The sequence below is a fragment of the Chryseobacterium sp. NRRL B-14798 genome (assembly GCF_050470705.1).
Lineage (GTDB): Bacteria > Bacteroidota > Bacteroidia > Flavobacteriales > Weeksellaceae > Chryseobacterium > Chryseobacterium cupriresistens.
Window position 1 is genome coordinate 3,981,376 of the sequence record NZ_JBFLUL010000005.1, and the last position, 26,706, is coordinate 4,008,081.

The following is a 26,706-nucleotide window of genomic DNA, read 5'->3' on the forward strand; positions in this document are numbered from 1 at the left end:
GCATTCACTTATTGCCCATTTATTATTAATTTAATTCTTTATTAAGTTTTCATTCTTCAAAAGAACTTCTTCAGCCAACTGAATATACTGAACAGCTCCTTTACTTTCCGCATCATAGTTCAGGATACTTTCCCCGAAACTTGGCGCTTCACTCAATCTTACGTTTCTGCTGATAATGGTTTCAAACACCATTTCAGGGAAGTGCAGATTTACTTCTTCCACAACCTGATTGGATAGTCTCAATCTGCTGTCGTACATGGTTAAAAGAAGACCTTCAATTCCAAGATCTTTATTGTGAATTTTCTGAACATTTTTAACGGTATTCAACAATTTCCCAAGTCCTTCTAATGCAAAATACTCACACTGGATCGGAATAATTACAGAATCTGCTGCTGTAAGAGCATTTACAGTAATAAGACCTAAACTCGGTGCACAGTCGATGATAATATAATCATAATCATCCCTTACACTTGCCAATGCTTTTTTCAGCATATACTCACGGTCTTCCTTGTCTACCAATTCAATTTCCGCTGCTACCAGATCGATATGGGACGGAATAATGTCCAGGTTAGGAGTTGCCGTTCTTTTGATACAGACTCTTGTATCTGCACTATGCTCCAGAAGATTATAGGTAGAATACTGAACATCCTCAACACCCAAACCGGATGTTGCATTCGCCTGAGGGTCAGCATCAATGATTAATATTCTTTTTTCCAATACTCCTAATGCTGCTGCCAAATTTACAGCGGTGGTAGTTTTACCAACACCTCCTTTTTGATTAGCAATACCTATGATTTTTGCCATTATTAGAACTTTAAGTTTCAAAAATACACTTTTTTCTTTGCTCTCGGTGAGTGGAGAAAATCAAAATTGAGTTAAAATATTGTTAATAAGCAATTTAACGATAAAAAAAATTATCCACAAAAAAAATTCTTTGTGGATAACTATTTGAAATTTACTTTTCCGTATTAATTATCAAATTTCATAGAGATTGGAAATTTGAAATAACTTCTTACGAATTCTCCTTTTTTGTTTTTGGCCGGGATCCATTTTCCTTTGTTGGAAATTGATTTAATAGTTCTCATTGCCTCATTGTTAAAATCGGCGTTGGTTCCGTTAGCTTTTACCCCTGAGATGGTTCCGTCCATTTCTACAATAAAGGTAACTGTCGTCTTTACAACATCTTCGGATTCAAATCCTGAACTGTCGAAGCTGTTCATTACTTTATTTCTGAAGGAGTCTATTCCTCCTGCAAAATTGGCTTCTACACCAAGTTCTCCGGATTCTGCAATTTTATTTTTGTCCACCGGAGCAGAAATCACTGTTGGAGCTGTCGTTATTACAGGTCCTGTTCCTACTGTTACTGTTGGAACATTAGGTGTATTCGGAGCTACAGGATCTCCATTAAAATTGTCTTTAAAACCGGCTACAGCATCATCAGGAATGGCTTCTTTTTTCCCATCATCCTGAGCTGTACTTAATGGTGTAGGCACTGTACTGTCAAATGTCTTGGTATTAGATGGAGCTACAGGTTTTATAGTTTCTACAGGAGGTACTACTTCCGGTGTATCTACATTCTTCACATCAAACGGTCCAAAATCACAAGCAATAATCTTTTCAGTAATACTTGGTCCTTGTAACGCAGAGATCACAAATGGTGTAATGGATACTGCTGCCATTAAACTTGCTCCGATAAAGAGTGCTTTGGTTAATATTCTATCTGATTCATTTCTTAATACATAGGCACCATAGTCTTTATTGCGGTGCTCGAACAGGACTTCGTTGAACCGAAATTCCTGGTTTTGGTTATGTTGTTTCATCACTACTACTATTTAAACTGTTAAAAATTTTGATTATTAGTTTTATTATTCTTATCGATAAGTACTGTTTCAATATCAAAACATCTGCCAAAATTTTATCAAAACAACATAATATTAGAAAATTTTATGATAATGTTTAAATTTTAATATTTACAAGTAAAAAGTTTATAGAAGAAAAAGGAGTTATTTCTTCTCAAGTAAATGAGGAATAAACTTAATGACCTCTTACCCACATCAAGGTTTAAAAAAAAAGAGACCATCAATGATGATCTCTTTTTATTGTATGGTTCTAAGAAATATTAGAATAATTCTTTTCTGATGATGTTCTGACTTCTTTCAGGACCTACAGAAACTAAGTATACGTTGATTCCTAAGTATTTCTCAATAAACTCGATGTATTTTTGCGCAGTATCAGGAAGTTCATCATAGCTTCTTGCTTTGGTAATATCTTCGCTCCAGCCTGGTAAATCCTGGTAAATTGGCTCGTAGTCGTATAGCTTTTCTGTTGACGAAGTGAAATAATCGATGATTTTTCCGTCTTCAGTTTTGTAATGTGTTACTACTTTCAGGTTCTCAATTCCTGTAAGAACGTCAAGCTTAGTGATCACAAGGTTGTTGATTCCGTTGATCATACAAGCATGCTTTAAGGAAACAAGGTCTAACCAACCTGTTCTTCTTGGTCTACCTGTAGTTGCTCCGAATTCACCACCGATCTGTCTGATTTTCTCACCCAGTTCGTTATCCAATTCAGAAGGGAAAGGTCCGTTTCCTACTCTTGTACAGTAAGCTTTTGCTACTCCAATAAGGTTCTGAAGTGAAGTTGGCGGAACACCAGCTCCTGAACAAACACCTCCTGTAGATGGAGAAGATGAAGTTACGTATGGATACGTTCCAAAGTCAATGTCAAGCATTAACGCCTGTGCCCCTTCGAATAAAACGTTTTTACCGTCTCTGATCGCCTCGTTAAGCTCTAATTCAGTATCAACAATTCTGTCCTGAAGCTGCTTTCCGATTGCTAAATATTCGTTGTAGATTTCTTCAACGTCTAACGTTGGTTTTCCGTAATATTTTTCAAAAAGAGAGTTCTTAACTTTTAAGTTTTTCTCAATTTTATCTCTTAAAATCTCAGGATTTAAAAGGTCTACCATTCTGATCCCGACTCTTGCAATTTTATCTTCATAACAAGGTCCGATTCCTTTTTTGGTAGTTCCGATCTGAGTTCCTCCGTGTTCCTCTTCACGATAAGTATCCAAAAGGATGTGGTAAGGCATGATGACATGCGCTCTTCTGCTGATAAAGATATGATCTGTTCTCAAGCCTTTGCTCTCGATCTGACCAACTTCTTTAATGAAAGACTTAGGGTTTACCACTACTCCGTTCGCAATGATACATTTCCCTTTGCATTGAAGAACTCCTGAAGGAAGAAGGTGTAGAACGAATTTCTCATCACCCACATAAACCGTGTGACCAGCGTTGTCTCCACCCTGGAAACGTACTACATAATCCGATTTTGCTGATAAAACATCCGTGATTTTTCCTTTGCCTTCATCTCCGTACTGAAGACCTACAACTACATAAGTTGACATATTTTACTTTTGTTTTTAGATTCGTGCAAAATTACTTTTAAAAAATTGGGTGAGCAAATTTGAGAGGAATTTTATTTTGGGGTGGGGTGAAAATCATGAGGTTGAACGGAATAATTTTTATATTTGATTTATTTTAAAATTATCATGGAATCAAAAAATGGTGAAGACTTTTATGCCAAATTAAATAATGTAATTAATGCATATGAGATTCTCTTATCAAAACTAAAACCCATTTTCATAATAATATTCTTTTCTTTTTTATTTAATAACATAAGTAAGAAATATATTGACTATGATCAATTAAAAAACTTACGTATTAGTTATACATACCTCGAAAGGAATATGGCTATCTACAAGTATAATTTTTATTATGGGGTATAATTCTAACGATTTTCAAGCAAAAACAACAATTTTGGTATGGAATATTTGAAACAATATTTTCTGTCGTTAGCTGTTCAATAATATTACAAAACGTAAAAGAAACTTCAGAATATATATGATGGGATAAAAAGAATTTTTGGGGTAAAAATGATGTACTATTAATAAAGGAAAATTCCAAGGAACTTTCGTACACTCAAATAAAATTGAAGAACTTACTAATAGATAAGAAATTTCTTGTTAAAATATTAGATATTGTCACAAGAACAATATCTTAATTAAGCTAAATTTATATAAAAAAATAAATTAATCAGTTAACTCAAAAAAAGTGAAAACTCAAGTTAAAAAAATTTCAATCGTAAAAAACTTAAACAATCTTCACAAACACATAAAATAACATGCAAGAAAACACAAAAGATGAATATTTGAAAATAGCCAAAGAATATCTTTTAAAAGAATTTGGCGATATTGTTCAAATATTCGAAGACGATATAAGTGAAACTGATGACACATTTTGTTTCCATTATCAATCTAAAAAGTTTTTTGAAACATTAAAATTTGAACACCAATTTGTCGGACAAGGTCCTTTATTCGTTTTAAAAAGAAGTAAAAAAATAATTTCCTACGGAAGCGCAACCGGAGAAAAACGTGGCCTTATTCATATAATTAATCAATTGAATAAGGAAAGACTAATAAGAGTTTACTACAAAGATTATGATATTTGGGATGGGAAATATGATTTAATAATTAATAAAGTAGAAGATGAAGCATGTGGATTGGAAGACATAATCCTTGAAAACATAGTAAATGTTTTATTAAAGCATAAAATCTGGAAAGCTAATCAATACAACAGTGATCATCCAAACGCACATTATTACACTCAAGAAGAATTAAAAGAAACCCTACTAAAATCTCCACTAATATTAAAAAGAAATTTTTGCGAGAACTTGGAAGATCTTCTTGTGGATATCATTAATAAAGACATTTACCTTGATTGGACATTATCAGAGGCTAAGTAGCTACTATAATGAAACCTAACAGGTTTTAAAAACCTGTTAGGTTTAAAGTCTGCAAAGAAATATCTTTAATCCTCCTCCAAAACACCAAAAGACAATCCCAAACATGAATCCACTCCAAAAATCAGGTTATCTACCTGCAACCACAAACGATCAAACCCAACTCTTTTACACTTTATTTTATCCGTATGCAGCTTCTGTGAAAGCCACGCTACTTATTGTTCACGGAATGCAGGAACACAGCGGAAGATATGCAGAGATTGCAGAATATTTCGCGGCTCATGGGATTGCTGTATTGACGTATGATCATCTGGGACACGGAAAATCGGTAAAAGAAAAAAAGGATATTGGTTTCTTCCAGCTTGAAAAACCGGATGAAAGACTTATAGCCGACGCGGAAATGATGGCAGATCATCTTGCAGAACAATATCCGGATGTCCCCCATTTTATTCTGGGACATTCTATGGGATCTTTTATTACACGATGTCTTCTTCAAAAAGCAAGCAGTAAATTTTCCGGGGCTATCATTACAGGAACCGGCGGACCTTTACCGGGAATTGATGTATTAAGAGCGTATTTATCATTGGCTACGGCTATTGCTCCCCGTCATCGTACGTTTTTAAATTCTGTTTTTACAAGTGTCAATAACAAGCATTTTAAAAAAGATAAAGACTTCGGTGATACCAGCTGGCTCAGTATTAATCCTGAAAACAGAAAGGCTTTTGAACAGGATGAACTTTGTGGAATTCCGTTCACCCATAATGCTTTTTATACTTTATTTACCGTTTATAAAAAGGCGACTGCAAGAAACTGGGCTGCACCTATTTCTAAATCATTTCCTTTTTTATTTGTAAGCGGACAGAATGACCCGATTGGTGACTTTGGAAAAGGAGTCATGCATACGGTCGACAACTTAAAAACTGATGGTTTTGAAAATGTAGACGTAAAGATGTATCCGGAAATGCGTCATGAGATTTTGAACGAATCCATAAGAGAACAGGTTTTGAAGGAAATCCATAACTGGATCTTAAAATAATAAGAACAAAATAAAAATTCCAGATAGCATTGATCTGGAATTTCTGTATAAGTTTCGGCTCCTATGTTTGCAAAAGAATAAATTTACATACAAAGCAAAAGGGGTGAGAGAACAGTTTTGGCTAAATAACTCAGGAAGTATATTGTGCTTTAGAAATGTCCTCACTTCTTTATTCCTTTTAGAGTTTGAACAGAATTTAAAGAATCGAAAAAGATATCTTGGATAATAATCAGGAGACAAAACGAAGGAAGACTTGCTTTTATTTAAAGATAAAAATATGAGTGCATTAAAACAGGTTGTAGGAATAGATGTAGCCAAAGATGAACTGGTGGCAAGTTTTGGCAAATTAATGGAAGATCTAAGTACAGAAATCAAAGATTATAAAGTTTTTAGCAACAGCGAAAAAGGCTTTGAATCACTTCTTAAATGGGTGTACAGCAAAAAGACACTTAATATAGAGGTTATTTTTGTCATGGAGGCTACAGGGGTGTATCATGAAAGATTTGCTCATTTTCTTTATGCAAAGGAAGAAAAAACAGTCATTGTGCTGCCTAATAAGATCAGTAATTTCATCAGGACTCTGGATATCAAAACCATTACCGATAAAAGCTGTTCCATAGCTATTACACAGTTTGGTTTAAGCAGAAAACTAGAATTATGGCAACCCGCAAACCTTGTGTATAAAGAACTTCAGCAGCTAAGCCGCGAGAAAAACCAGGTTATTCAGGAAAGGGTAAGGTGTATGAATCAGCTGCATGCTGAAAAGACTCAAGCTCTTCCGAATTCAAGAACCATAAAACGGCTGACCGAGCGTATTTCGCTATTGAAAAAACAGGAGAAAGAAATTAATGAGGATATGCTTGCACAGGTAAAGAAAAGTCCTGAGGCTACCAGGGGAGTTAATCTGTTGAGCAGTATTCCGGGTATTGGAAAATCAACGGCAATTGCTGTTTTAGCTGAAACCAATGGTTTTGAGCTAATCAGAAATAAAAAACAACTGGTAAGTTATGCAGGATTAGATATCCGCGAGAAACAGTCCGGAACATCAATAAAAGGTAAGCCAAGAATTAGTAAGAAAGGAAATAAAAATATTCGAAAAACATTACATTTTCCTGCCATGACAGCCGTCAAAATGAATAAAAACCATCAGGATTTGTTTCAAAGAATTACAGAAAAAACAGGAATTAAAATGAAGGGATTGGTTGCTGTACAAAGAAAACTCTTGGAACTGATGTATATTTTATTTAAAAATAAAACTTTTTACCAGATAGATTTTGAAGAAAGTAGGGTAAAAATCAAAGACGTTCACCCTACGCAAGCTAACTCAAGGTCGCTTTTATAAATATAAATGTATAAAAAATATTTGGAAGTTAACACAGAATCTAAAGCCGATGGAGTTGTTTTGATGTTGAAGGCGGGCTAAAGCCCACCCCTATTGAATATCTAAAGAATTTTGTCTGATTTGCAAGAAATATAATAATTACCCCAGCATCAATTCTCTTTCAATTCCAATCTCCTGAAGAAAAACTTCATCATGGGAAATCACCAGTAGAGTTCCATGATAATCTTTTATAGAATTGGTGAGAATTTCCACATTCTGGAGATCTAAATTATTCGTAGGTTCATCAAGGATAATCATATCGGGTGCTTTATTACTGATGGAAAGCCCACAAAGAAGCAACCGTAAACGCTCTCCACCACTTAGCATTCCACATTTTTTATCCCAGGTATCTTTCCAAAATAAAAATCTGGACAGTAATGTTTTCACTTCGGATTCCTGCATGGCATTGTCATTGAAAGTCTGTACAAAATCGTAAAGCGTTGAATCATTATTAATAAGGGAATATTCCTGGTCAATATAGATACTGTTGAATTCTGTCTTATTTATTTTTCCTTCCGAAGGTTTAATATTTTCCAACAGAAGCTTTATCAGGGTAGTTTTTCCGGAACCGTTTGAGCCTTTCACTGATATTCGGTCTCCGCTTCGCACCTCCATACTGATGTTTTCTTTCCAGAGTTTTTCTTTTCCGTAAGTGAAATTAATATCTTCAACGGTAACAAGGATCTTTCCTGAATGTAGATTGGAATCATTAAAATTAACTTTCATCTGATCAGAATTCTTTAAGGAGGAACGCAGATCTCTTAAGTCACCGGAAATACCACTAATTTTCTCTGCGTGTACACTTTTAAGTTTTGAACTGTTTTTTTCCGCATTATTCCGAAGGGTATTCATCATAATCCTTGCTACTCCGGATTTTTCCTGCTTGCCTTTACCTCGTGCATCCAGCTTTTGTTTTCTTTCCAGGGTTTCCCGTTCTTTTTCTTTTGCTTTTTTTAAAGCCCGCTCTTTGGAATGGATATCATTTTGCAATGCTTCCTCCTCCACTTCTTTCTGTTCGGCATAAAAGTCATAGTTTCCACCATAAGTTGCAATTCCCTGATTACTTAACTCAAATATGGTATCCACAAGATTGAGCAAAGTACGGTCGTGGCTTACGATAACCACTGTTGCATCTGTTTTGTCAATAAGATCATACAAGAGTTTTCTTCCTTCCCTGTCCAGGTGATTGGTCGGTTCATCCAATAAGATAATATCAGGTTGGTTGATCTGAATTCCAGCAAGAAAAACTTTAGTCTTCTGTCCTCCGCTCAGGTCTTCCAGTTTTTGAGTTAATTCAAAATTTTCGAGACCCCAATGCTCCAAAGCATTCTGGCATCTTTCTTCAATATCCCAGTCGTCATTGAGCGTTTCAAAATATATTTCGTCCACCTCACCATTGGTAATTTTTTGAAGAGCATGGAGTTTCTGATCTATCCTCAGGCATTCTGCAATGGTAAGATCATTTAAATTTCCAAACATCTGCGGTACATAAAAGATATTACCCTGGATATTGGTATTGCCGTTTAGAGGCTGTATTTCTCCTGCGATTATTTTCAGCAGGGTTGATTTTCCCACTCCATTACTCCCTACCAGAGCAGATTTGGTATGATACTGTATTGTTAAATTGATATGATTAAATAGAAGATTTCCTCCCGGAAACCCAAAGGATATATTTTGCAGTAAAATCATGATTTCTTTCTTAATAAAGGTTGAACACCAGCAACATTGTTGTTACCGTTTTATTGAGTCTGAAAGAAATGATATCCTACATGTCTGTTTTTTTGGGTTTTGAAAGAACAAAGATACTCATTTTTCTGAATATTTGTTTTTATCAATAATCAGGACATTTATCATTATCCTTTTCTTCCTTATTTCAAACACCTGCTTTTAATCCCTTTCAAAATCCTTTTTTTAAGGCTATATCATTCTATCTAATTAAAAATCTTATCATTCTTACTATTTAAACATACTTCGCTGTAATATTCAATTTTGTTGTTGCAATACCTTTTAACTTTCGAACTGACAAAAACAGGAAAGTATTTTAATCAAAAATCCGTAACTTTGCCAACTACTAAAAATTTTATGGAAAGCATTAAAGTTCACGACAAAACTTTCGTTCCTTATTTAAAGGATGCCGAAATTCAGGAAATTGTAAAAGAGACAGCGTTAAGAATTTATGAAGATTACAAGGACGAAGTTCCTGTTTTCATAGGGGTTTTAAATGGGGTGGTGATGTTCTTCTCAGATCTTTTAAAATATTACCCGGGAGAATGCGAAATTGCCTTCATTCAAATGAGTTCTTATGTAGGAACTGAGTCTACAGGGATCGTTTATCAGAAAATGGAGCTTACCAAAGATGTAAGAGACCGTCATATTATTCTTGTTGAAGATATTGTAGATACAGGAAATACCGTTGAAAGTCTTTTCAAATATTTCAAAGAAACACAACGTCCTAAATCTGTAAAACTGGCTAGTTTCCTACTGAAACCGGAGATTTACAAGAAAGATTTCAAACTGGATTATATCGGAAAGGAAATTCCTAACAAGTTTGTGCTTGGATATGGACTGGATTATGACGAATTGGGTAGAAACCTTCCGAATTTATATCAGCTGGAAGACGGACAAATCAACCATTAAACGCTGTTGGCTATTAGCTGATAGCTTTTAGCTTAAAATTATATAAAGAAATAAATTTAATAATAACTTAAAAAAGCTGAAAGCAAAGAGCAAACCGCCAAAAGCCTAAAGCCAGAAGCAAAATGCCAATTGCCTAAAGCGAATCAACATTATGATAAACATTGTTCTGTTCGGCCCTCCAGGAAGTGGAAAAGGAACACAAGCTCAGAATCTGATCGAAAAATTCAATTTAAAACAGGTTTCAACAGGTGATCTTTTCAGATACAACATGAAAAATGACACTGAACTTGGAAAACTGGCTAAATCATACATCGATAAGGGAGAATTGGTTCCGGATCAGGTAACAACAGATATGCTGATCGATGAGATCAAAAAACCAACTGATACCAACGGTTTTATTTTTGACGGATATCCAAGAACAACTGCACAGACAGAAGCTTTGGAAACAATCGTTAAAGAAGTACTGAATGACGAGATTGATATCTGTCTTTCATTGGTGGTAGAGGACAAAATTTTGGTGGAAAGACTTCTGAAAAGAGGTGAAACCAGCGGAAGATCAGACGACAGCAATGTAGAGATCATCGAAAACAGAATTAAAGAATATTATACCAAAACAGCAGAAGTTGCCGAGCTTTATAAGAAGCAGGGAAAATATGTAGAGGTAAATGGTGTTGGAGAAATTGATGAGATTTCCCAAAAACTTTTCGCTGAGGTAGAGAAAATTAAATAATCGGGATATGGCAGGGATAAGAAATTTTGTCCTGTAGCCTGAAGCCCGCAACACAAACTATATGTCTAACTTTGTAGATTACGTAAAAATCCATTGTAAAAGTGGACACGGAGGTGCTGGTTCTGCCCACCTTCGCCGTGAAAAGTATATTCCTAAAGGTGGTCCTGACGGAGGCGACGGAGGTCGTGGAGGTCATATCATCATGAAAGGAAATGCCAATGAATGGACTTTGCTTCCACTCCGATACACCCGTCACGTAAAAGCAGAACGTGGTGAAAACGGAGGAAAAAACCAGCTTACCGGTGCCTACGGAGCTGATGTTTATATTGAGGTTCCGGTGGGAACTATTGCCAAAAATGAAGAAGGCGAAATTATCGGTGAAATTTTAGAAGACGGACAGGAAATCATCCTGATGCATGGTGGTAAAGGAGGGTTAGGAAACGAACACTTCAAGTCTTCTACGAATCAGACCCCAAGATATGCACAGCCAGGTCTTCCGGGAGAAGAAGGGTATATCGTTTTCGAGCTTAAAATTTTGGCAGATGTAGGTCTGGTTGGGTTTCCGAATGCCGGAAAATCTACACTTTTAGCATCTGTTTCTGCGGCAAAACCAAAAATTGCCAATTATGCCTTTACGACACTGACTCCTAACCTTGGAATTGTAGATTACAGAAATTACAAATCATTTGTAATGGCTGATATTCCGGGAATTATTGAAGGAGCAGCAGAAGGAAAAGGTTTAGGACACAGATTCCTGAGACATATCGAAAGAAATTCCATCCTTTTATTCTTAATTCCAGCTGATTCCGAAGATCATTTCAACGAGTTTAAGATACTTGAAAATGAACTGAAGGAGTACAATCCTGAACTTCTGGATAAAGACTTCATTGTTTCCATTTCAAAATCTGACCTTCTGGATGATGAACTGAAAAAGGAAATTGCAGCAGAGTTCCCGGAGAACAAGCAGCCTTTATTCTTTTCAGGTGTTACCGGAGAAGGCCTTATGGAACTTAAGGATGCTATCTGGAAACAATTGCACGGATAGAAAAATTGATTTATCAGTTGTGCTTTTTATAGTAAAACTGCATTATAAAAAAACAGCCTCAGGTTTTCCTAAGGCTGTTTTTTATAAAATTAACCCTATGTTCCCCGAAAATATTTTAAACCATTAAGAATGGATGTAAGAAATAAAGTAGATTAAGATCAATCATGCTGTTTTTTAAGTATGGAGCAAAGCTTTGTTCTTAACATTTTCATTGAATCTTAATTGTTCAATAAAAATTTAAACTGATTTAACATAAAAACAAAAGAAATTTTCTCTTTTGGAACAATTATTGGGAGATCCTCTGAAATTTAAAAAAACTATGAAATATTTGCTAGCCATTTGTGCATTTGTATTTTTAACATCCTGTACAACTTCTCAAAAAGTAAATTCAAAATATGCTGCCATTGAATATGAGGCTACTCCATGTTTTGGATTCTGTCCTGTTTTTAAAATGACGATCAATCCGGACAGAACTGCGGTTTTTGAAGCAGAACATTTTAATTTTAATGATAAACCTTCGAAAGATGAGTTTTCCAAGCCGCGTGAAGGAACTTTTAAGGGAACCATTAAAGAAGAGGATTACAATAAATTAATCACTTTACTGGACGGATTAAATGTAAAAGGTTTGAATGATAAATACGGTGAACACAATATTACCGATCTTCCAACTTCCTATTTAAGAATCAAATTTGCTGACGGAACTTCAAAAAATGTAGAAGATTATGGAAAACGCGGAAGCGAGAAACTCTCAGAAGTGTACCAGTTTTTTGAGAATCTGAGAAAAAACCAGGAATGGACTAAAGTGAAATAAGTCTTATAAAAATATTTAAACTATCTTTACCGCAATAATTCCTTCTTTTGGGAGGAATTATTATTTTACAGAACTATTAACCATTCAAAAAAAACATGAAGAAGAACATTTTTTTCGCTCTGGCATTTGTTTTATCAACAATAAGTAATGCACAAACAACTTCCGAATCCATGAGCTTTGGAGTAAAAGGAGGATATACCTTATCCAGCATGAAATTCTTTAACACACAACTCGATTCAAAATCTTATTTCTACGCCGGAATCCTGGCCGAGCAACCTTTGTCCTCTAAATTTGGCTTGCAGGCTGAAGTATTATATACACAACTGGGTGGTAAAGACGCTTATCCCTGGTATGAGCTGGTAGGCAACGAAGTGGTAAACATGGGTAACATGAACTTTAATTATAAATTCAACCAGATACAGGTTCCCATTTCAGTAAAATATTATATTGTTCCGGAGCTTTCTGCTTCTGTAGGGATGAACTTAGGATTTAATATATCATCCAAAGTAAAAATGAATACTGTTTTTGATGAGGCTGAAACGCACAATTACGAATCTTTAAAAACCTTGAATTTATTTCCTTTTCTGGGTGCAGAATATAAGATTAATCAAAAGTTTTTTGTTGACGCCAGATACAATTTCAATTTTATAGAAATGAATAAAAGCAATGCAGTTCCCATTAAAATGGGATTTCTTCAGGCTGGCGTAGGATATAGATTTAAATAAACTGCAGATATCTAACAGAAAAAAATGGCGGCTCACATTCGGGCGGCCATTTCTGTTTTTCAATAGGCAATAAGTATAAAAAAGTGGAAAAAGATACTTAAAAATATTTAGACTACCTTTGCAGAATGTAATTCTTTCAGACTGAAGGAATTTTTATTTAAATTTTAAAATAATTCATTTGAATTTTACAGACTTAAACTTAATAGAACCTATTGCAAAAGCAATCCAGGAGCAGGGATACACGACTCCGACTCCTATCCAGGAAAGATCTATTCCTGATATTTTAGAAGGCAGAGACTTTTTAGGTTGTGCGCAGACAGGAACAGGAAAAACAGCCGCTTTTTCCATCCCTATCCTACAGAATTTATCCAAAAATAAAATTCCCAATAAACATATAAAAGCCTTAATCCTTACCCCCACCAGAGAACTGGCCATTCAGATTGAGGAAAACATTAATGCTTACGGTAAATATCTTCCGCTAAAACAACTTGTTATTTTCGGAGGCGTAAAACAAGGAAATCAGGAAGCTGCTTTGAGAAAAGGGGTTGATATTCTGGTAGCAACACCAGGAAGACTTCTGGACTTTATTGCTCAGGGAATCATCAGCCTGAAAAACCTTGAAATTTTTGTTCTTGATGAAGCAGACAGAATGCTGGATATGGGATTTGTACATGATGTAAAAAGAGTTATTAAACTTTTACCTCAGAAGAGACAGACTTTATTCTTTTCGGCAACAATGCCGGCTGAAATTCAGAAACTGGCTAATTCTATCCTGAATAATCCTGTGAAAGTGGAGGTAACTCCGGTTTCTTCTACAGCAGATACCATCAAACAATCTGTATATTTTGTAGAAAAAGATAACAAACTGAATTTGCTTTCTCACATTCTTCAAAATGATATTTCAGATTCTGTACTGGTTTTTGCCAGAACGAAGCATGGCGCGGATAAGATTTCAAGAAAACTTCAGAAAGATAATATCTCTGCAGAAGCGATTCACGGTAACAAATCTCAGAATGCACGACAAAATGCGTTGAACAATTTCAAATCCGGAAAAACAAGGGTTCTTGTGGCGACAGATATTGCAGCCAGAGGAATTGATATTGATGAATTGAAGTTCGTAATCAATTTTGAACTGTCTGATGTTTCTGAAACCTATGTACACAGAATCGGAAGAACAGGAAGAGCCGGAGCTGAAGGAACCTCTATTTCTTTTGTAGACGGACTTGATCTTCTGAATTTAAAGAATACAGAAAAGCTGATCGGCAAAAAAATTCCTGTGATCAAGGATCATCCGTTCCATACAGATGATCTGGTGGCACAGAAGAGGGATTCGAATAACAAACCTGTTCCTGCCGGCGGCGGAAAGCCCAAAACAGAAAACAGTAATAATTCAAGGTCTAATAATAACCGTAAAAAGCCTTCTGCGGGAGCTTCTCTAGGTTTTAAAAAGCCTAAGAATAAGAATTTCACAAGAAAAAAATAAAAAACAAACCCCTTTTCAGTGTTGAAAAGGGGTTTATTTATCTTATTATTAAAGCTTATATTGCTTAACTTGGCTGAATTCGGGATAAGAATTGCAGGTTTTAATAGAGTCTGGAAGCTGGGAGCTGGAAGAGGGAAGTTATTGAGGTTATAACAATAACTGCCAGAAATTATAAGACTAACAGTAACCTCCAGCTTCTGTCTTCCAGCTTCCAGCCGCTTTACTTAAAAAGATTTTTTGCATTCTCTGTTGTGATACGGTCTATCTCTGTAAAGTCTTTTCCATAAATATTCACCAGTTTTCCGGCTACCAGATCAAGATAAGAACTTTCATTTCTTTTACCTCTGTGAGGAACCGGTGCGAGATAAGGAGAATCTGTTTCCAGAACAATTTTATCCAATGGAACTTCGTTCAGAAACTGATCTATTTTTCCATTTTTAAAAGTGACTACTCCACCGATTCCTAAGATAAAATTAAGATCAATGGCATGTTGTGCCTGTTCAAGATTCCCTGAAAAACAATGGAAAATCCCTCTTAATTTAGGATGTCTTTTTCTTTCCAGCACCTCAAATGTTTCATCAAAACTTTCTCTTGTATGAATCACAATCGGAAGGTCTTTTTCTATGGCCCAGTCGATCTGCTGTTCGAAAGCTTTCACCTGGATATCGAGTGTTGTTTTATCCCAGTACAGATCTATTCCGATCTCTCCTATCGCAGGAAAATGTCTTTGATCAAGATAATTTTTTACGATTTCAAGTTCTTTTTCCCAGGATTCCTGTTTTACATAACAAGGATGTAATCCCATCATAGAAAAAATCTGCCCCGGATATTCTGTTTCCAGCTGCAGCATTTTCTCATGAGACCCTGAGTCAATAGCCGGAAGGTAGAATTCTGTAATTCCTTTATCTAAAGCTCTCTGAATAGCTTCTTTTCTGTCTTCATCAAATTCTTCTGCGTATAGATGTGTATGTGTATCAATCATTTTATTTAAAATTTCAATAGATCTTCATAAGGGTTTTCAAGTCCCAGCAATAATCCGAAAGCGGGTTCTGTTTTTATTCCCTGTTTTTTAAGTTCTATTATTTTCTGTTTAAATTCTTCTCCTTTTTCCTGTAATATTTTGTATTCGGCAACCATATGAAGATAAGCGTTTTGCTCTATTGTAGGTTTATTCTGTCCGAAAATCTCGATGGGGAAACCATCAAGCATAAAATTTAATGTAATGCATTTTTCACCGTTTACGATAGGATATTCCACTTCTGCGTCTTGAGGAATGAGCTGACAAAATAGTAAATCATCCAGAAAGTCTTGCTCAAATTTTAAATCCACCTCAAAAATAAGATCCAGATCACTTCCTTTGATATCAATTTCTATAGGAACAGTTCCTGCCAGAATCGGAGAATAATCTTTCAGTTTCTCAAAGACACGATACTTTGTAAGAATTTCATAAGCTCTTTTCTGTCTTTCATTTCCATCCTTCAGATAATCAATTCTGGTAAAATCAGGCATTTAAAATATTTTATGTTTTACTTTTTTACGCTGTGCTTCAATTCTTTGATCCAGTTTTTCTCTGAATTCTATAAACTTGGGATCTTTCTTATCGCTGGTCTTATGTTCAAGAGCTTTGATAATCTTAAAATTTTCTTTGATAAAATTCTGGGTTTCTTCTGAAAAATACGACCTTCCGAATTTCTCAAAAATATAATTAACCGCCTGAGCGCTGGGATGGATCATATCTTCTTTGTAAAAACGGTAATCCCGGAGATCATCCATCAAAACCTCATAGACAGGCAGATAATGACAGTCTTCAAACATTGAAATTGATTCATGAATAGCTGTAATCAGTTTCGATTTGCTTAATTGATTTTCTACCATTCCATCCTTGGTATGTCTTACGGGAGAAACGGTAAACAGGATTTGGACTCCTTCTTTACAAATGTCTTTAAGGTCCAGAATAGTCTGGTAAATTGAACTGGTAAGCTCCTGATGGGACAGCAGTCTTTTCTCAAAAAACTTTTGCGGAATTTTATGACAGTTGGCTACCAGTTTATTTTTGGGCAGAAACTCATAAATAAATGATGATCCATAAGTAATGATGATCCAGTCGGCTTCCTGAAGAAAGGCATTTCCCGCTTCAATAGCTCCATTAATCTTATCTAAGGTCTGATGAATATAACGGGTATCAAAACTGGTATGATGATCCAGAGAGATATATTCTTCATTGTAAGTAATCAGTTCCTCTTCTTCATAAAATGCAGAATCATGTAATCTGTTGATGGCATGATTGATGGAATAAGGATTAAAAATCGTCCCGAAAGGATTATTAAGGGTCTGAAGTTGTCCGTCCTGCAATAGATCTGTCATTTCAGAGGCAAAACATGATCCTATTGAGAATATTTTATCTTCAATCTCAATCTTCTTTTCTGATGCGGGAATATCAACTTCGGTTCTGAATTTCATTGTATACGGATTAGGTTGCAGAAAACAGGCTGCAGGTAAATTGCTGCTACCTGCGACCTACCCTCTGCTACCTGTATTAGCTTTCTCTTCTCAACAAATAATTGGCCAGTTCGATAAAAGGTTTTTTCTTTTCTTCCGGAACATCTATTTTCTGAAGGTAGCTTTGTCCGATTTCATTATGTTTTTCAATCAGTCGTAATGCTTTTTCATCCACTTTTGTTCTTCTGAAAATCTTTTCAACTCCGTACACTTTATCAACGTTTTCAGTCTTCTTAGAATACCAGTAGTCCAGTTCTTTTCTTTCTTCGTCTGTAGCGTGTTCTCTTGCTAACAGATACAGAACTGTTTTTTTATTTTCATAAATATCTCCGGCGTGTTTTTTCCCAAACTGTGCCTGATCTCCAAATACATCAAGATAATCATCCATAATCTGGAAGGCAATTCCGATATGTTTTCCGAAATTGAAAATAGCTTTCGCATCTTTAAAATCTGCTTTTGCAATCAAAGCTCCGATTTCAAATGAAGAAGCACTCAACACACCGGTTTTGTAGGTAATCATTCTGATATAATCATCAAAAGTAACGTCTTTCTGGGTTTCAAAGTTGATATCATACTGCTGTCCTTCGCAAAGTAAAAGCCCTGTGTGGGTAAATATTCTGATACAAGCTTTGAAGATTTCAGGTTCAAGATCTTCAAAGAACTTGTACGCTTTCAGCATCAGTCCGTCTCCGGAAAGAATTCCTACGTTAAGACCATGTAAAGTATGAATGGTAGGCTTGTTTCTTCTCAAAGGAGCTTCGTCCATAATATCATCATGGATCAGGGTGAAGTTATGGAAAAACTCGATAGCCAACGCTGGCTTGATGGCCTGTTTAAGATCTCCACCGAACATCTCACATGCCATCAGCACCATAATGGGACGAAGACGTTTTCCGCCATGGGAAATAATATAATTCATCGGCTCGTAGAGCTCCGAAGGTTTATCTTTAAAAGTATATTTAGTGATGGCATCTGCAACAATCTGCTGGTATCTGTCTAAAAATTCCATAAAATCTTATAATTTGAACAAAAATACGATTTTTCAAGGCTTTATAAAACAAAAAACTTTGCCCAAAAGGACAAAGTTTGTATAATTATATGATTTGTTTTTTTAGAAAACGAAGGTTACCACAAGATAGGTAATTCCTGCAACAATTGCAGAGATTGGAATGGTAAGAACCCAGGCCCAAAGTAAGCTTACAGTGATTCCCCATCTTACCGCTGAAATTCTTTTTGTTAATCCTACCCCGATGATAGAACCTGTAATCGTATGGGTTGTAGATACAGGAATACCAAAGTGGTCTGTGATGAATAAAGTAATAGCACCTGCAGTTTCTGCACTTACTCCTTCTAATGAAGTTACTTTGGTAATCTTGGTACCCATTGTTTTGATGATCTTCCAACCACCGCTCATTGTACCTAAACCGATGGCAAGGAACGAAACTAAAGGAACCCAGATATAATGCTGCGCAAAATAATCAAAACGTTCTGCAGAAGGAATATTCAGATACTGAACATCCTGAAGCATATTAACGTGATAGTAAATTACCGCTGCACCAATGATCCCCATTACTTTCTGTGCATCATTCAAACCATGTCCCAAGCTGAATAAAGCGGATGAAGCCAGCTGCAATCTTTTGAAAGACTGGTCTGCTTTGTGCGGGTTTGACCTTTTATAAAGATGTACAATGATCAGGGTAATGATAATTGAAATAATCATCCCTATAATCGGAGCCATGAAAATGAACAGGAAGATAGGAATTACTTTATCAAATTTCACCACACTCTGGTGTGTTACCTGATTTAAAGCTTCTTTCACAGTACCCCACATTCCAAGATCCGGCTGGGCTGCAGCCACATCGTGATAATCCATCATGAAAGCATGCATAAGAGCTGCTCCTAGGAATCCTCCGATCAGCGTATGTGATGATGATGAAGGGATTCCGAACCACCATGTAAGCAGGTTCCAGGCAATAGCTGCCACAAGACCGGAAAATATAACTTCAAGGGTGATAAAATTCTCGTTAACTGTTTTGGCAATTGTATTACCAATTTTGAATTCTCCAATAATATAAGCAGCTATAAAGAATGCTGCGAAGTTCCAAAGCGCCGCCCAAAGTACAGCCTGGAATGGAGTTAAAACTTTTGTAGAAACTATAGTTGCAATTGAGTTGGCTGCATCATGGAAACCATTGATATAATCGAAGATCAGGGCCAGCGCAATAATAACTACAAGTAAAATCGGAAATTCCATTTTTTGCTATGTATTAGGCGTATTTAATCATGATGTTCTCAATGGTATTGGCAACATCTTCTGCTTTGTCTGTTACAATTTCAAGGTAGTTTAATACAGATGAAACTTTAATAATGTTGATGGCATCATTGGTTTCAAATAATTCTACCATTGAGTTGGAAAGCAAATCGTCAGCAATATTCTCAATAGAGTTCACCTTAATACAAGCTTCTTTCACCTGCTCCATGTTTTTGAACCCTTTAAGGTTTTTCATTGCATTCTGAATTTCAAGACATGCTTTGTGGATCAATAAAGAGAAGTCTGAATACGCCTTCATCTCAGGTGATTTGTAAAGGAAAATATATTTTGTGGATGCGTAGATATAATCAGCGATATCATCAAGCCCTGTTGCCAATGTGTGGATATCCTCACGGTCAAAAGGTGTAATGAAGTTTTTCCCTAATTCTACGAAAATTTCGTGAGTAAGTTCATCGTTCTTGTGTTCGAAGTCGCTCATTTTCTTCAACATTGAATCGTCATTAAGATCGAAATCCTTGATTCCTGTGTTGAATTCTTCTGACATTGCAACTAGATTTTCAGTTACTTTTTCGAAAAGTACAAAGAAGATTTTATCTTTTGGTTGAAAAGCGTGGAAAATATTACCAATTCCCATTTTTTAGTATTTATAATTCGTGTGCAAATTTCTTAAAAAAGGATTGTACGTGAAACTATATAACATTAAGTTTTGTTAACATTCGCTTAACTACTGATTATCAAATAAAAAAACCGGCATGAATGCCGGTTTTATATGGTATAGGAAGGATTAGTTGGCTACTTCAGCTCTCATATCTTTTCCTTTGAACTTCATCGATTGAATATTGCTCAATACATTGTCTTTGAACGATTTTTCAACTTCGAAGAAAGAGAATTTCTCTAAGATTTCGATATCACCGATTTCCGCTCTTTTCTTGCTTTTTCCGCCAGCAGTAGCTTTGTTGATAATATCTAAAACATCAAGCTTCTTCAAATGGTCTTTTTTACCAAGGTTGAAGAAGAATCTTACCATGTTTTCATCTCTTCTTCTTGGTTTTCCGCCACGATCTCTGTCTCTGTCACGTCCGCGATCTCTGTCCCTGCCTCTATCTCTGTCTCTGTCACGTCCACGGTCTCTTCTTGAGTAATCGTCATCCCTGCTGCTTAATTTCTGCTCAGCAAGGTCGTGCTTGTCTTTGTAGTATAAAGCAAGATCTTTCAACTGGAACTGTAGCAGCTGGTGCACCAGTTCTTCTTTTGTGAAGTTGCTCAGATCCGGGATTAAGCTATCATCAAATTCGAAAAGATCTTCGTGCTCTGTCAATAATTTTTCAAATACACCTCCTACCTGAGCTTTGATAATATCATCACCTGTAGGGATAAATCTTTCGTGGATTTCAATTTTAGTTGCAGATTTGATCTGTTTCAGTTTTCTGCTTTCTTCTGGCTTGATTAGAGCCATAGAAATACCGTCTTTTCCAGCTCTACCTGTTCTTCCGCTTCTGTGAACGAATACTTCAGGGTCATCCGGTAAAGAGAAGTGAATAACGTGAGTAAGAGAGTTTACATCCAGTCCTCTTGCGGCAACGTCTGTAGCCACAAGAATATCAATGTTTTTCAATCTGAATTTCTTCATTACCGTATCTCTCTGCGCCTGAGAAAGATCACCGTGAAGAGCATCAGCGGCATATCCGTTCTGCATTAAGAAATCAGCAACCTCCTGAGTTTCCATTCTCGTTCTGCAGAAGATAATGGAATACTGGTTTGGATTTGCATCGATAAGTCTCTTCAATGCTTCTTTTTTCTGACGGTACCCTACAACATAGTATTCGTGAGTAATGTTCTTCTTCACTTCGTTGATAGAACCTACTGAAATACGATGTGGTTTTGTAAGATAATTTTTGGAAATTCTTTCCACCTCTTTATTCATCGTTGCAGAGAATAAGAAAGTTTGTTTCGTTTCCGGGGTTTCGCTTAGAATGGTTTCCAATTCGTCCTTGAATCCCATAGAAAGCATTTCATCAGCTTCGTCTAATACTAACCAATGGATCGCAGAAAAATCTAATGCTTTTCTGTTGATAAGATCAATTACTCTTCCCGGAGTTCCCACGATAATCTGTGGCTTATCCTTCAAAGATCTCATCTGCTCTACAATACTACTTCCACCATAAACCGCAGTTGTCTTGATGTCTTTCATATACTTAGAGTAATTCTTTATGTCCTTCGAAATCTGAAGACATAATTCCCGTGTCGGACAAAGCACCAATAATTGGATTTTGCGACTCGTATCGTCAATCATATCCAAAATCGGAAGCGAAAACGCTGCTGTTTTGCCTGTCCCTGTCTGCGCAAGTGCGATCAAGTCGCGAATATCTGAAAGAATAAAAGGGATAGTCTGTTTTTGGATTTCTGTTGGGCTTTCGTAACCCAGTTCGCCAATTGCCTTAAGGATATCAGGACTTAAATTGGTTTCCGTAAATAAATTCATTAACTATTTTAAAATTTTTGCAAAGATACAATAAATATTTGATTTGTTTTTGAATAAATTTTTAAATATGCAAACTTAAATTCACAATCCTGTAATATTTCTTTGATTTTTGGAAAATTAAATCTAAAAAAAGAAGCCTAGATTTAAAAAGTTGTTAAACATTATTTTTTTTTATTAAATTGGATTAATTTTTTCCGTGTTATTTATGAATTTTCAAAAATAAAGCCATAAAATGCAAATTTTTGTTTTTCATATTCTTATTTATCGCTATTAAACATTGTCCCTTCATTAATAGTTTTTGTACATTTGAGCTGTGGGATTCGGGGTTCGGGTTGCGAGATCCGATATCCGAGACTTTGATTCGGGATTCTGGGTACGAAATCCAGGATTGAGAATAGATTTTGAATCTCACTTAATAACAAAAAAACACCTATTACAATATGTCTTCAAGTATTTCTTCCAAAACATTTGATTTTTTAAAAAAGTTAAATAAAAACAATAACCGCGAGTGGTTTAATGAAAATAAAAACTTATACACAGAATCGCAGCAAAACGTGGTTTCCTTTCTGGATGAGCTTACCAGAGAGATGTCCGGTTTTGATGAAGAACTTGCCAGAATAGACAGTAAAAAAGCCCTGTTCAGAATTTACAGGGATACCCGTTTTTCAAAAGATAAGTCACCTTATAAAACCAATTTCGGAGCTTCTCTGGGAATGGGAAAAGGAAATCAGAAAGGAGGTTATTATCTTCACCTTGAACCCGGAAAATCCTTTTTAGCCGGAGGAATCTATATGCCTGAATCTTCTGTCCTGAAAGAAGTCCGTAAGGAAATTTCTTTGTATGGAGATGATTTCCTGAAAATTCTCAATAATAAAGATTTTAAAAAACATTTTCCGGAGCTTGATCAGGAAGATAAACTGAAGAAAGTCCCACAAGGCTTTGAAAAGGAAGACCCTATGGCAGAATACCTCAAGCTTAAAAACTTTATTGTGATATACTCTCTGAAAGATGTGGAAGTACTGGACAAAAATGCAGTGAAAAATATGAGCAGCGTTTTCAAGCTGATGAAACCTTTCAATGATTTTCTGAATACTCCTTTACTTTAATATCTTTAATTTCTGATCACAAATCGCAGATTCAACAGAAGACTGCACGTCTTCTTAAAAGGCCATGATATTCAAAACATGTGTTGCAAAGATAAAGATGTCTCTGTGACAAATTGAGAATATCTTAAAATTCAATGGGTTACAAAAATAAATTTTAAAATTTAGTACTGAAAATCAAGCTATTACAATTAACATTTTTTAAGAAAAGTTTTACATTTTTATGTATCTTTGCTGTTCGCCAAAAAGCCAACAATGTCTTTATACCAAAAAATTGCAGAGAAACTACAATACATAAGCCCGAATTTTTACAAAAAAAGATATTTTAAAACTTTAAATAATCTTAATAAAAACAACTTTTCGGAACGTAATGTAGAACCGGAACTGGTATGGATCAAAGAATACCTTTCTAAAAATGCTGTAATCCTTGATATTGGTGCGAATGTAGGAACTTTCCTTTATCAGTTGGAAAAAACGTTAAATCATGACCATATTTATGGTTTTGAGCCTAACAAAAAGCTTTGCACACGATTGAAAAGACTGTTTCCGGGCATGCATATCTTTCCTCTTGCTCTTTCTGACGAAAACAGAATTGCTGAGTTCAAAGTACCCATTATAAACGGAAAAACGGTTGCTTCCCGCGGTACTTTAAACACGGCTTACAAAGAAAAGGGAGAAGAGAAAAGTTATACAGAGAAAGTAAAAGTGATCAAGCTGGATGAATGGGCAGCACTTGAACATTTCAACAGACTTGATTTTATCAAAATAGACGTTGAAGGAAATGAAATAAAGACCCTTTCCGGTGCGAGAGAAACTATCAGACAGTTCAAACCAACCCTTATGGTTGAGATGGAACAAAGACACCATGAAACGCCTATCTGGAATGAGATATCCGAAGTGATGAGCTGGGGATATGACGCCAAATATCTGAACAGAAACAGTTTTACGCTGGAGGATCTTACAGAAGATATTATTACACAAAATACAAACGACGAAAAAAATAAAACTCAGTACATCAACAATATTATTTTTATACCTAAAAACATTTAAAACAACTTTATGAGTGTAGTAGCGAGACAAGGCTTCAAATATTCCATTATCGGTTATATTGGTTTTTTGCTGGGCACCGTTTCCGCAATATTCATATTTCCGAATGATTTTGAATTTTACGGAAAGCTGCGCTACAGTATGCAAACCGCTGAAATGCTCGTTCCTTTTGTTGTTTTTGGTATTTCTTATGCGAATGTAAAATTTTTTAACGCTTTACAGAAAGAAGGAAAAAACCAGAATATGCTTTCACTATCTCTTGTGACTGTCCTGATCAATTTTCTCATTTTTGTTACTGTATTTTTTATCCTCCCCTATTTTTATCCGAAATTTGTACATTCAGAAGCATGGAAAATTAAAAAAATTATTTTACCCTTAATTTTAATTTTGTCACTTTGTGCTATTTTCAATAAATACACTTCAAATTATAAAAGAATTGTCGTCTCGAATATCTTTGACAATCTTTTCCCTAAAATAGCAAATCTGGGGGCTTTCTGTCTTTTCTTCTATTTTTCTTTGTCTCAGAATATTGCACTGGCTTTTTTCTTCGGAATATTTGCGCTCATGCTGTTCGGGTATATTTATTATACCAATAAGCTGGAAAAAATAAAGTTCGACATCAGCACAGATTATTTCAAAAAAAATAATTTCTGGAAGGAATTCCTGAACTACAGTTTCTTTGGATTTCTGGGAACGTTTGGAAATTATCTGGCGATCAACAGTTTTATGATTGGAGAATTTATGGGAATGGAAGAAAACGGGATATATTCCGTTCTCTATGCTTTGATTTCTCTGATCTCTATCCCCCAACTGGGACTATTCAATATTTCGGCTCCGATTATCAGTAAAAATCTGGCAGACGGAGATATGGTAGAACTGGACAGGTTCCATAAGAAAACTTCTTTAACACTTTATTTCCTTGGTGCTGTGTTGTTCTCGTGCATTATGGTTGGATTTCCATATCTGACGCAGTTTATGCCAAAGAACGGAACCATGCTCAGAGAGTACGAGCCGGTAGTATGGATCTGGGGCTCTGCTGTATTGATCGACCTTGCAACGGGATTCAATGGAAATATTATTTCACTCTCAAAATATTACAGATTCAATATTCTGGTCATGCTTTTACTGGCCGGATTAACGATCGGACTGAATTATTATTTTATTAAAAACACACCACTTAAACTGATCGGAATTGCTTTATCTACAGCTATTTCACTTACGATTTACAATGTGGTGAAGATTGTTTTCAATTATATTGTATTTAAAGTTTCGCCTTTAAGTATTGAAATGATTTTCGTGTCTATTATCTGTACTTTAGCCATTACAGTAGCCATTGTTCTTCCTAATTTCAACAGCAACCTGCTTAATCTTGTTTACAAACCTGCAGTTGTTCTGGTACTGATCTATATCGGAAATTACTTCACCAAGATTTTCCCGGTTGAAGATTATCTGAATATGAGGTTTATCAAGAGTGTATTTAAGATAAAATAAGAGAATAATCCAGACTTTTTTAGATCAAAGATGTTAAAAATTGTTCCAGTCTCTTCTGAACTTCTTTTCTGCTGTATGTTTTATAAAAATCAAATAGAGTTTCCGAAACAGTGCTTAATTGTTCAAGAACATTTTCTTTTTCAGCAATAATAAAGTCTAATTTTGAGGGATAATTTCCTGGAAAAACAGCCAGTTTCCCATAGGCTATGGCATCGCCCAGGTTTCCTGTCATTTTAGTCAGTCCATAGGTTTCTTTCATGCTGAAGAATTCTGTATCCTGCTGAATCGGACACCACAAAACGTCTGCTTTCTGCATCCATTTTTCAAAATCCCCGGGGGACACCCTTTCTGAAAAATAGGTAATTTTAATGTTTTCGGGTAATTTTCCGGACAGATTTTCAAGTTGTTTTAACTCGTGTCCGCCTGCTTTTCCAAGGAAAACAAACTGGTAAATCCTGTCTGTATGGAGATTCTGAATAGTTTTAAAAATATAGGCGTAATCTCTTCTCTTTTGCGAAACACCGCCTGGAATTACGACCATAAGATTTTCATTTTTTGTCCTGTCAAAATCTCTGGTATAAAACAGCGGCAGATACTGATATTGATCCGAAATCAATGCTTCATCCAGTACAAAAAGAGACCGGGATGTCTGATACACTTTGGTCTTGTACAGCAACCCTTCTTTCAGCCACAATTTTAACCTGAAAATAACATCTCCTTTGAAAACGCTTTTTATCAGGTCCAGCTTTGAAGATTTTATGAAATTAAGATTATGGGTAATAACTGCTGTATTGTACTTTTTTGTTACTGCAAAAAATGTATTAAAATAACGATGAACAGTTCCTATTACCACAAGGTCATATCCTTTCCCTTTTAACTGATCCAGAATCATGGAACTGTCTGATAAGAAAACAGATTCGTTATGATGGCTGATCTGATCTTTTATCCTTTTTGAAAAATAATAGTCTACGGCAAAATCCTCAGAACCTTCCATAATATCCATGAAAGCCTGAGCAATTTCTGCATGAGTGTCTATTTCTATGTACGCTATTTTTTTCACGGGTTAACGGGAGTTATATCTTAAGTTTGGCTAAAGCCAATGGATTTTTTTTTTTTTAATTAAACGGGCTAAAGCCTGTTTCTATTGATGCACATTTACAATGT

24 protein-coding genes are annotated in these 26,706 nt (G+C 35.6%); 12 read left to right on the forward strand and 12 right to left on the reverse strand.

Annotation, left to right across the window (positions count from 1 at the left end; translation table 11 throughout):
* Positions 1-30: 30 nt before the first annotated feature.
* The 3 genes from AB1278_RS18295 to AB1278_RS18305 all read right to left on the reverse strand — a co-directional run bounded on the left by AB1278_RS18295 (position 31) and on the right by AB1278_RS18305 (position 3,406).
* On the reverse strand, positions 31-804 hold the full coding sequence (locus AB1278_RS18295; protein WP_002981269.1) for a ParA family protein: 774 nt from the start codon (positions 802-804) through the stop codon (positions 31-33).
* A gap of 164 nt (positions 805-968) precedes the next feature.
* Positions 969-1,820 carry an energy transducer TonB gene (locus AB1278_RS18300; RefSeq protein WP_343643843.1) on the reverse strand — a complete coding sequence of 284 codons (852 nt, stop codon included), beginning with the start codon at positions 1,818-1,820 and terminating at the stop codon, positions 969-971.
* 299 nt (positions 1,821-2,119) lie between these two features.
* The gene (locus AB1278_RS18305) at positions 2,120-3,406 is read right to left on the reverse strand and encodes an adenylosuccinate synthase (RefSeq protein WP_429816221.1); all 1,287 of its coding nucleotides are present in this window, start codon (positions 3,404-3,406) and stop codon (positions 2,120-2,122) included.
* A 776-nt stretch (positions 3,407-4,182) separates the two neighbouring features.
* Here AB1278_RS18305 and AB1278_RS18310 point away from each other — a divergent pair.
* The 3 genes from AB1278_RS18310 (at position 4,183) to AB1278_RS18320 (ending at position 7,178) form a co-directional block, all read left to right on the forward strand.
* Entirely contained in the window at positions 4,183-4,803 is a 621-nt protein-coding gene (locus AB1278_RS18310) for a hypothetical protein (RefSeq protein WP_202839785.1), read from the forward strand.
* Between the two features lie 103 nt (positions 4,804-4,906).
* On the forward strand, positions 4,907-5,836 hold the full coding sequence (locus AB1278_RS18315; protein ID WP_343643842.1) for an alpha/beta fold hydrolase: 930 nt from the start codon (positions 4,907-4,909) through the stop codon (positions 5,834-5,836).
* 277 nt (positions 5,837-6,113) lie between these two features.
* The gene (locus tag AB1278_RS18320) at positions 6,114-7,178 is read left to right on the forward strand and encodes an IS110 family transposase (protein WP_227944447.1); all 1,065 of its coding nucleotides are present in this window, start codon (positions 6,114-6,116) and stop codon (positions 7,176-7,178) included.
* A gap of 138 nt (positions 7,179-7,316) precedes the next feature.
* On the opposite strand, the gene AB1278_RS18325 is transcribed toward AB1278_RS18320, so the two are convergent.
* Positions 7,317-8,906, reverse strand: coding sequence for an ABC-F family ATP-binding cassette domain-containing protein (locus AB1278_RS18325; protein ID WP_343643841.1), 1,590 nt, complete (start codon positions 8,904-8,906; stop codon positions 7,317-7,319).
* A 393-nt stretch (positions 8,907-9,299) separates the two neighbouring features.
* Here AB1278_RS18325 and AB1278_RS18330 point away from each other — a divergent pair, with 393 nt between their 5' ends.
* From AB1278_RS18330 to AB1278_RS18355, 6 genes are all read left to right on the forward strand, one after another.
* On the forward strand, positions 9,300-9,854 hold the full coding sequence (locus tag AB1278_RS18330; RefSeq protein WP_047374145.1) for a phosphoribosyltransferase: 555 nt from the start codon (positions 9,300-9,302) through the stop codon (positions 9,852-9,854).
* Positions 9,855-10,005: 151 nt separating this feature from the next.
* Positions 10,006-10,584: an adenylate kinase gene (locus tag AB1278_RS18335; protein WP_202839791.1), complete on the forward strand. Its 579-nt coding sequence runs from the start codon at positions 10,006-10,008 to the stop codon at positions 10,582-10,584.
* Positions 10,585-10,645: 61 nt separating this feature from the next.
* Positions 10,646-11,629 carry a GTPase ObgE gene (gene obgE / locus AB1278_RS18340; RefSeq protein ID WP_110010788.1) on the forward strand — a complete coding sequence of 328 codons (984 nt, stop codon included), beginning with the start codon at positions 10,646-10,648 and terminating at the stop codon, positions 11,627-11,629.
* Between the two features lie 319 nt (positions 11,630-11,948).
* The gene (locus AB1278_RS18345) at positions 11,949-12,440 is read left to right on the forward strand and encodes a DUF6438 domain-containing protein (RefSeq protein ID WP_110010789.1); all 492 of its coding nucleotides are present in this window, start codon (positions 11,949-11,951) and stop codon (positions 12,438-12,440) included.
* Positions 12,441-12,535: 95 nt separating this feature from the next.
* The gene (locus tag AB1278_RS18350; RefSeq protein ID WP_202839797.1) at positions 12,536-13,165 is read left to right on the forward strand and encodes a porin family protein; all 630 of its coding nucleotides are present in this window, start codon (positions 12,536-12,538) and stop codon (positions 13,163-13,165) included.
* 178 nt (positions 13,166-13,343) lie between these two features.
* Positions 13,344-14,648, forward strand: a complete 1,305-nt coding sequence (locus AB1278_RS18355; protein ID WP_110010791.1) for a DEAD/DEAH box helicase — start codon at positions 13,344-13,346, stop codon at positions 14,646-14,648.
* 220 nt (positions 14,649-14,868) lie between these two features.
* Here AB1278_RS18355 and AB1278_RS18360 read toward each other — a convergent pair whose 3' ends face one another.
* The 7 genes from AB1278_RS18360 to AB1278_RS18390 form a co-directional block, all read right to left on the reverse strand.
* Entirely contained in the window at positions 14,869-15,630 is a 762-nt protein-coding gene (locus AB1278_RS18360; RefSeq protein WP_411414346.1) for a TatD family hydrolase, read from the reverse strand.
* 5 nt (positions 15,631-15,635) lie between these two features.
* The gene (locus tag AB1278_RS18365; protein WP_411414345.1) at positions 15,636-16,157 is read right to left on the reverse strand and encodes a DUF4269 domain-containing protein; all 522 of its coding nucleotides are present in this window, start codon (positions 16,155-16,157) and stop codon (positions 15,636-15,638) included.
* Positions 16,158-17,108 carry a GSCFA domain-containing protein gene (locus AB1278_RS18370; protein WP_343643837.1) on the reverse strand — a complete coding sequence of 317 codons (951 nt, stop codon included), beginning with the start codon at positions 17,106-17,108 and terminating at the stop codon, positions 16,158-16,160.
* Between the two features lie 76 nt (positions 17,109-17,184).
* Positions 17,185-18,156 carry a polyprenyl synthetase family protein gene (locus AB1278_RS18375; protein ID WP_110010795.1) on the reverse strand — a complete coding sequence of 324 codons (972 nt, stop codon included), beginning with the start codon at positions 18,154-18,156 and terminating at the stop codon, positions 17,185-17,187.
* A 102-nt stretch (positions 18,157-18,258) separates the two neighbouring features.
* Entirely contained in the window at positions 18,259-19,401 is a 1,143-nt protein-coding gene (locus tag AB1278_RS18380) for an inorganic phosphate transporter (RefSeq protein WP_429816227.1), read from the reverse strand.
* A 13-nt stretch (positions 19,402-19,414) separates the two neighbouring features.
* A complete protein-coding gene (locus AB1278_RS18385) occupies positions 19,415-20,053 on the reverse strand; it encodes a DUF47 domain-containing protein (RefSeq protein ID WP_027374906.1) in 639 nt (212 codons plus the stop codon).
* A 150-nt stretch (positions 20,054-20,203) separates the two neighbouring features.
* A complete protein-coding gene (locus tag AB1278_RS18390) occupies positions 20,204-21,901 on the reverse strand; it encodes a DEAD/DEAH box helicase (RefSeq protein WP_202839809.1) in 1,698 nt (565 codons plus the stop codon).
* Positions 21,902-22,341: 440 nt separating this feature from the next.
* Here AB1278_RS18390 and AB1278_RS18395 point away from each other — a divergent pair, with 440 nt between their 5' ends.
* The 3 genes from AB1278_RS18395 to AB1278_RS18405 all read left to right on the forward strand — a co-directional run bounded on the left by AB1278_RS18395 (position 22,342) and on the right by AB1278_RS18405 (position 25,542).
* The gene (locus AB1278_RS18395) at positions 22,342-23,007 is read left to right on the forward strand and encodes a DUF2461 domain-containing protein (protein WP_202839811.1); all 666 of its coding nucleotides are present in this window, start codon (positions 22,342-22,344) and stop codon (positions 23,005-23,007) included.
* A gap of 252 nt (positions 23,008-23,259) precedes the next feature.
* Positions 23,260-24,054 carry an FkbM family methyltransferase gene (locus AB1278_RS18400; protein WP_202839813.1) on the forward strand — a complete coding sequence of 265 codons (795 nt, stop codon included), beginning with the start codon at positions 23,260-23,262 and terminating at the stop codon, positions 24,052-24,054.
* A 9-nt stretch (positions 24,055-24,063) separates the two neighbouring features.
* Positions 24,064-25,542 carry a lipopolysaccharide biosynthesis protein gene (locus AB1278_RS18405; RefSeq protein WP_429816230.1) on the forward strand — a complete coding sequence of 493 codons (1,479 nt, stop codon included), beginning with the start codon at positions 24,064-24,066 and terminating at the stop codon, positions 25,540-25,542.
* A gap of 19 nt (positions 25,543-25,561) precedes the next feature.
* Here the strand turns inward: AB1278_RS18405 and AB1278_RS18410 are convergent, their stop codons facing one another.
* Positions 25,562-26,602 (reverse strand): hypothetical protein, encoded by a 1,041-nt coding sequence (locus AB1278_RS18410; protein ID WP_429816233.1) that lies wholly within the window; start codon positions 26,600-26,602, stop codon positions 25,562-25,564.
* Positions 26,603-26,706: the final 104 nt, after the last annotated feature.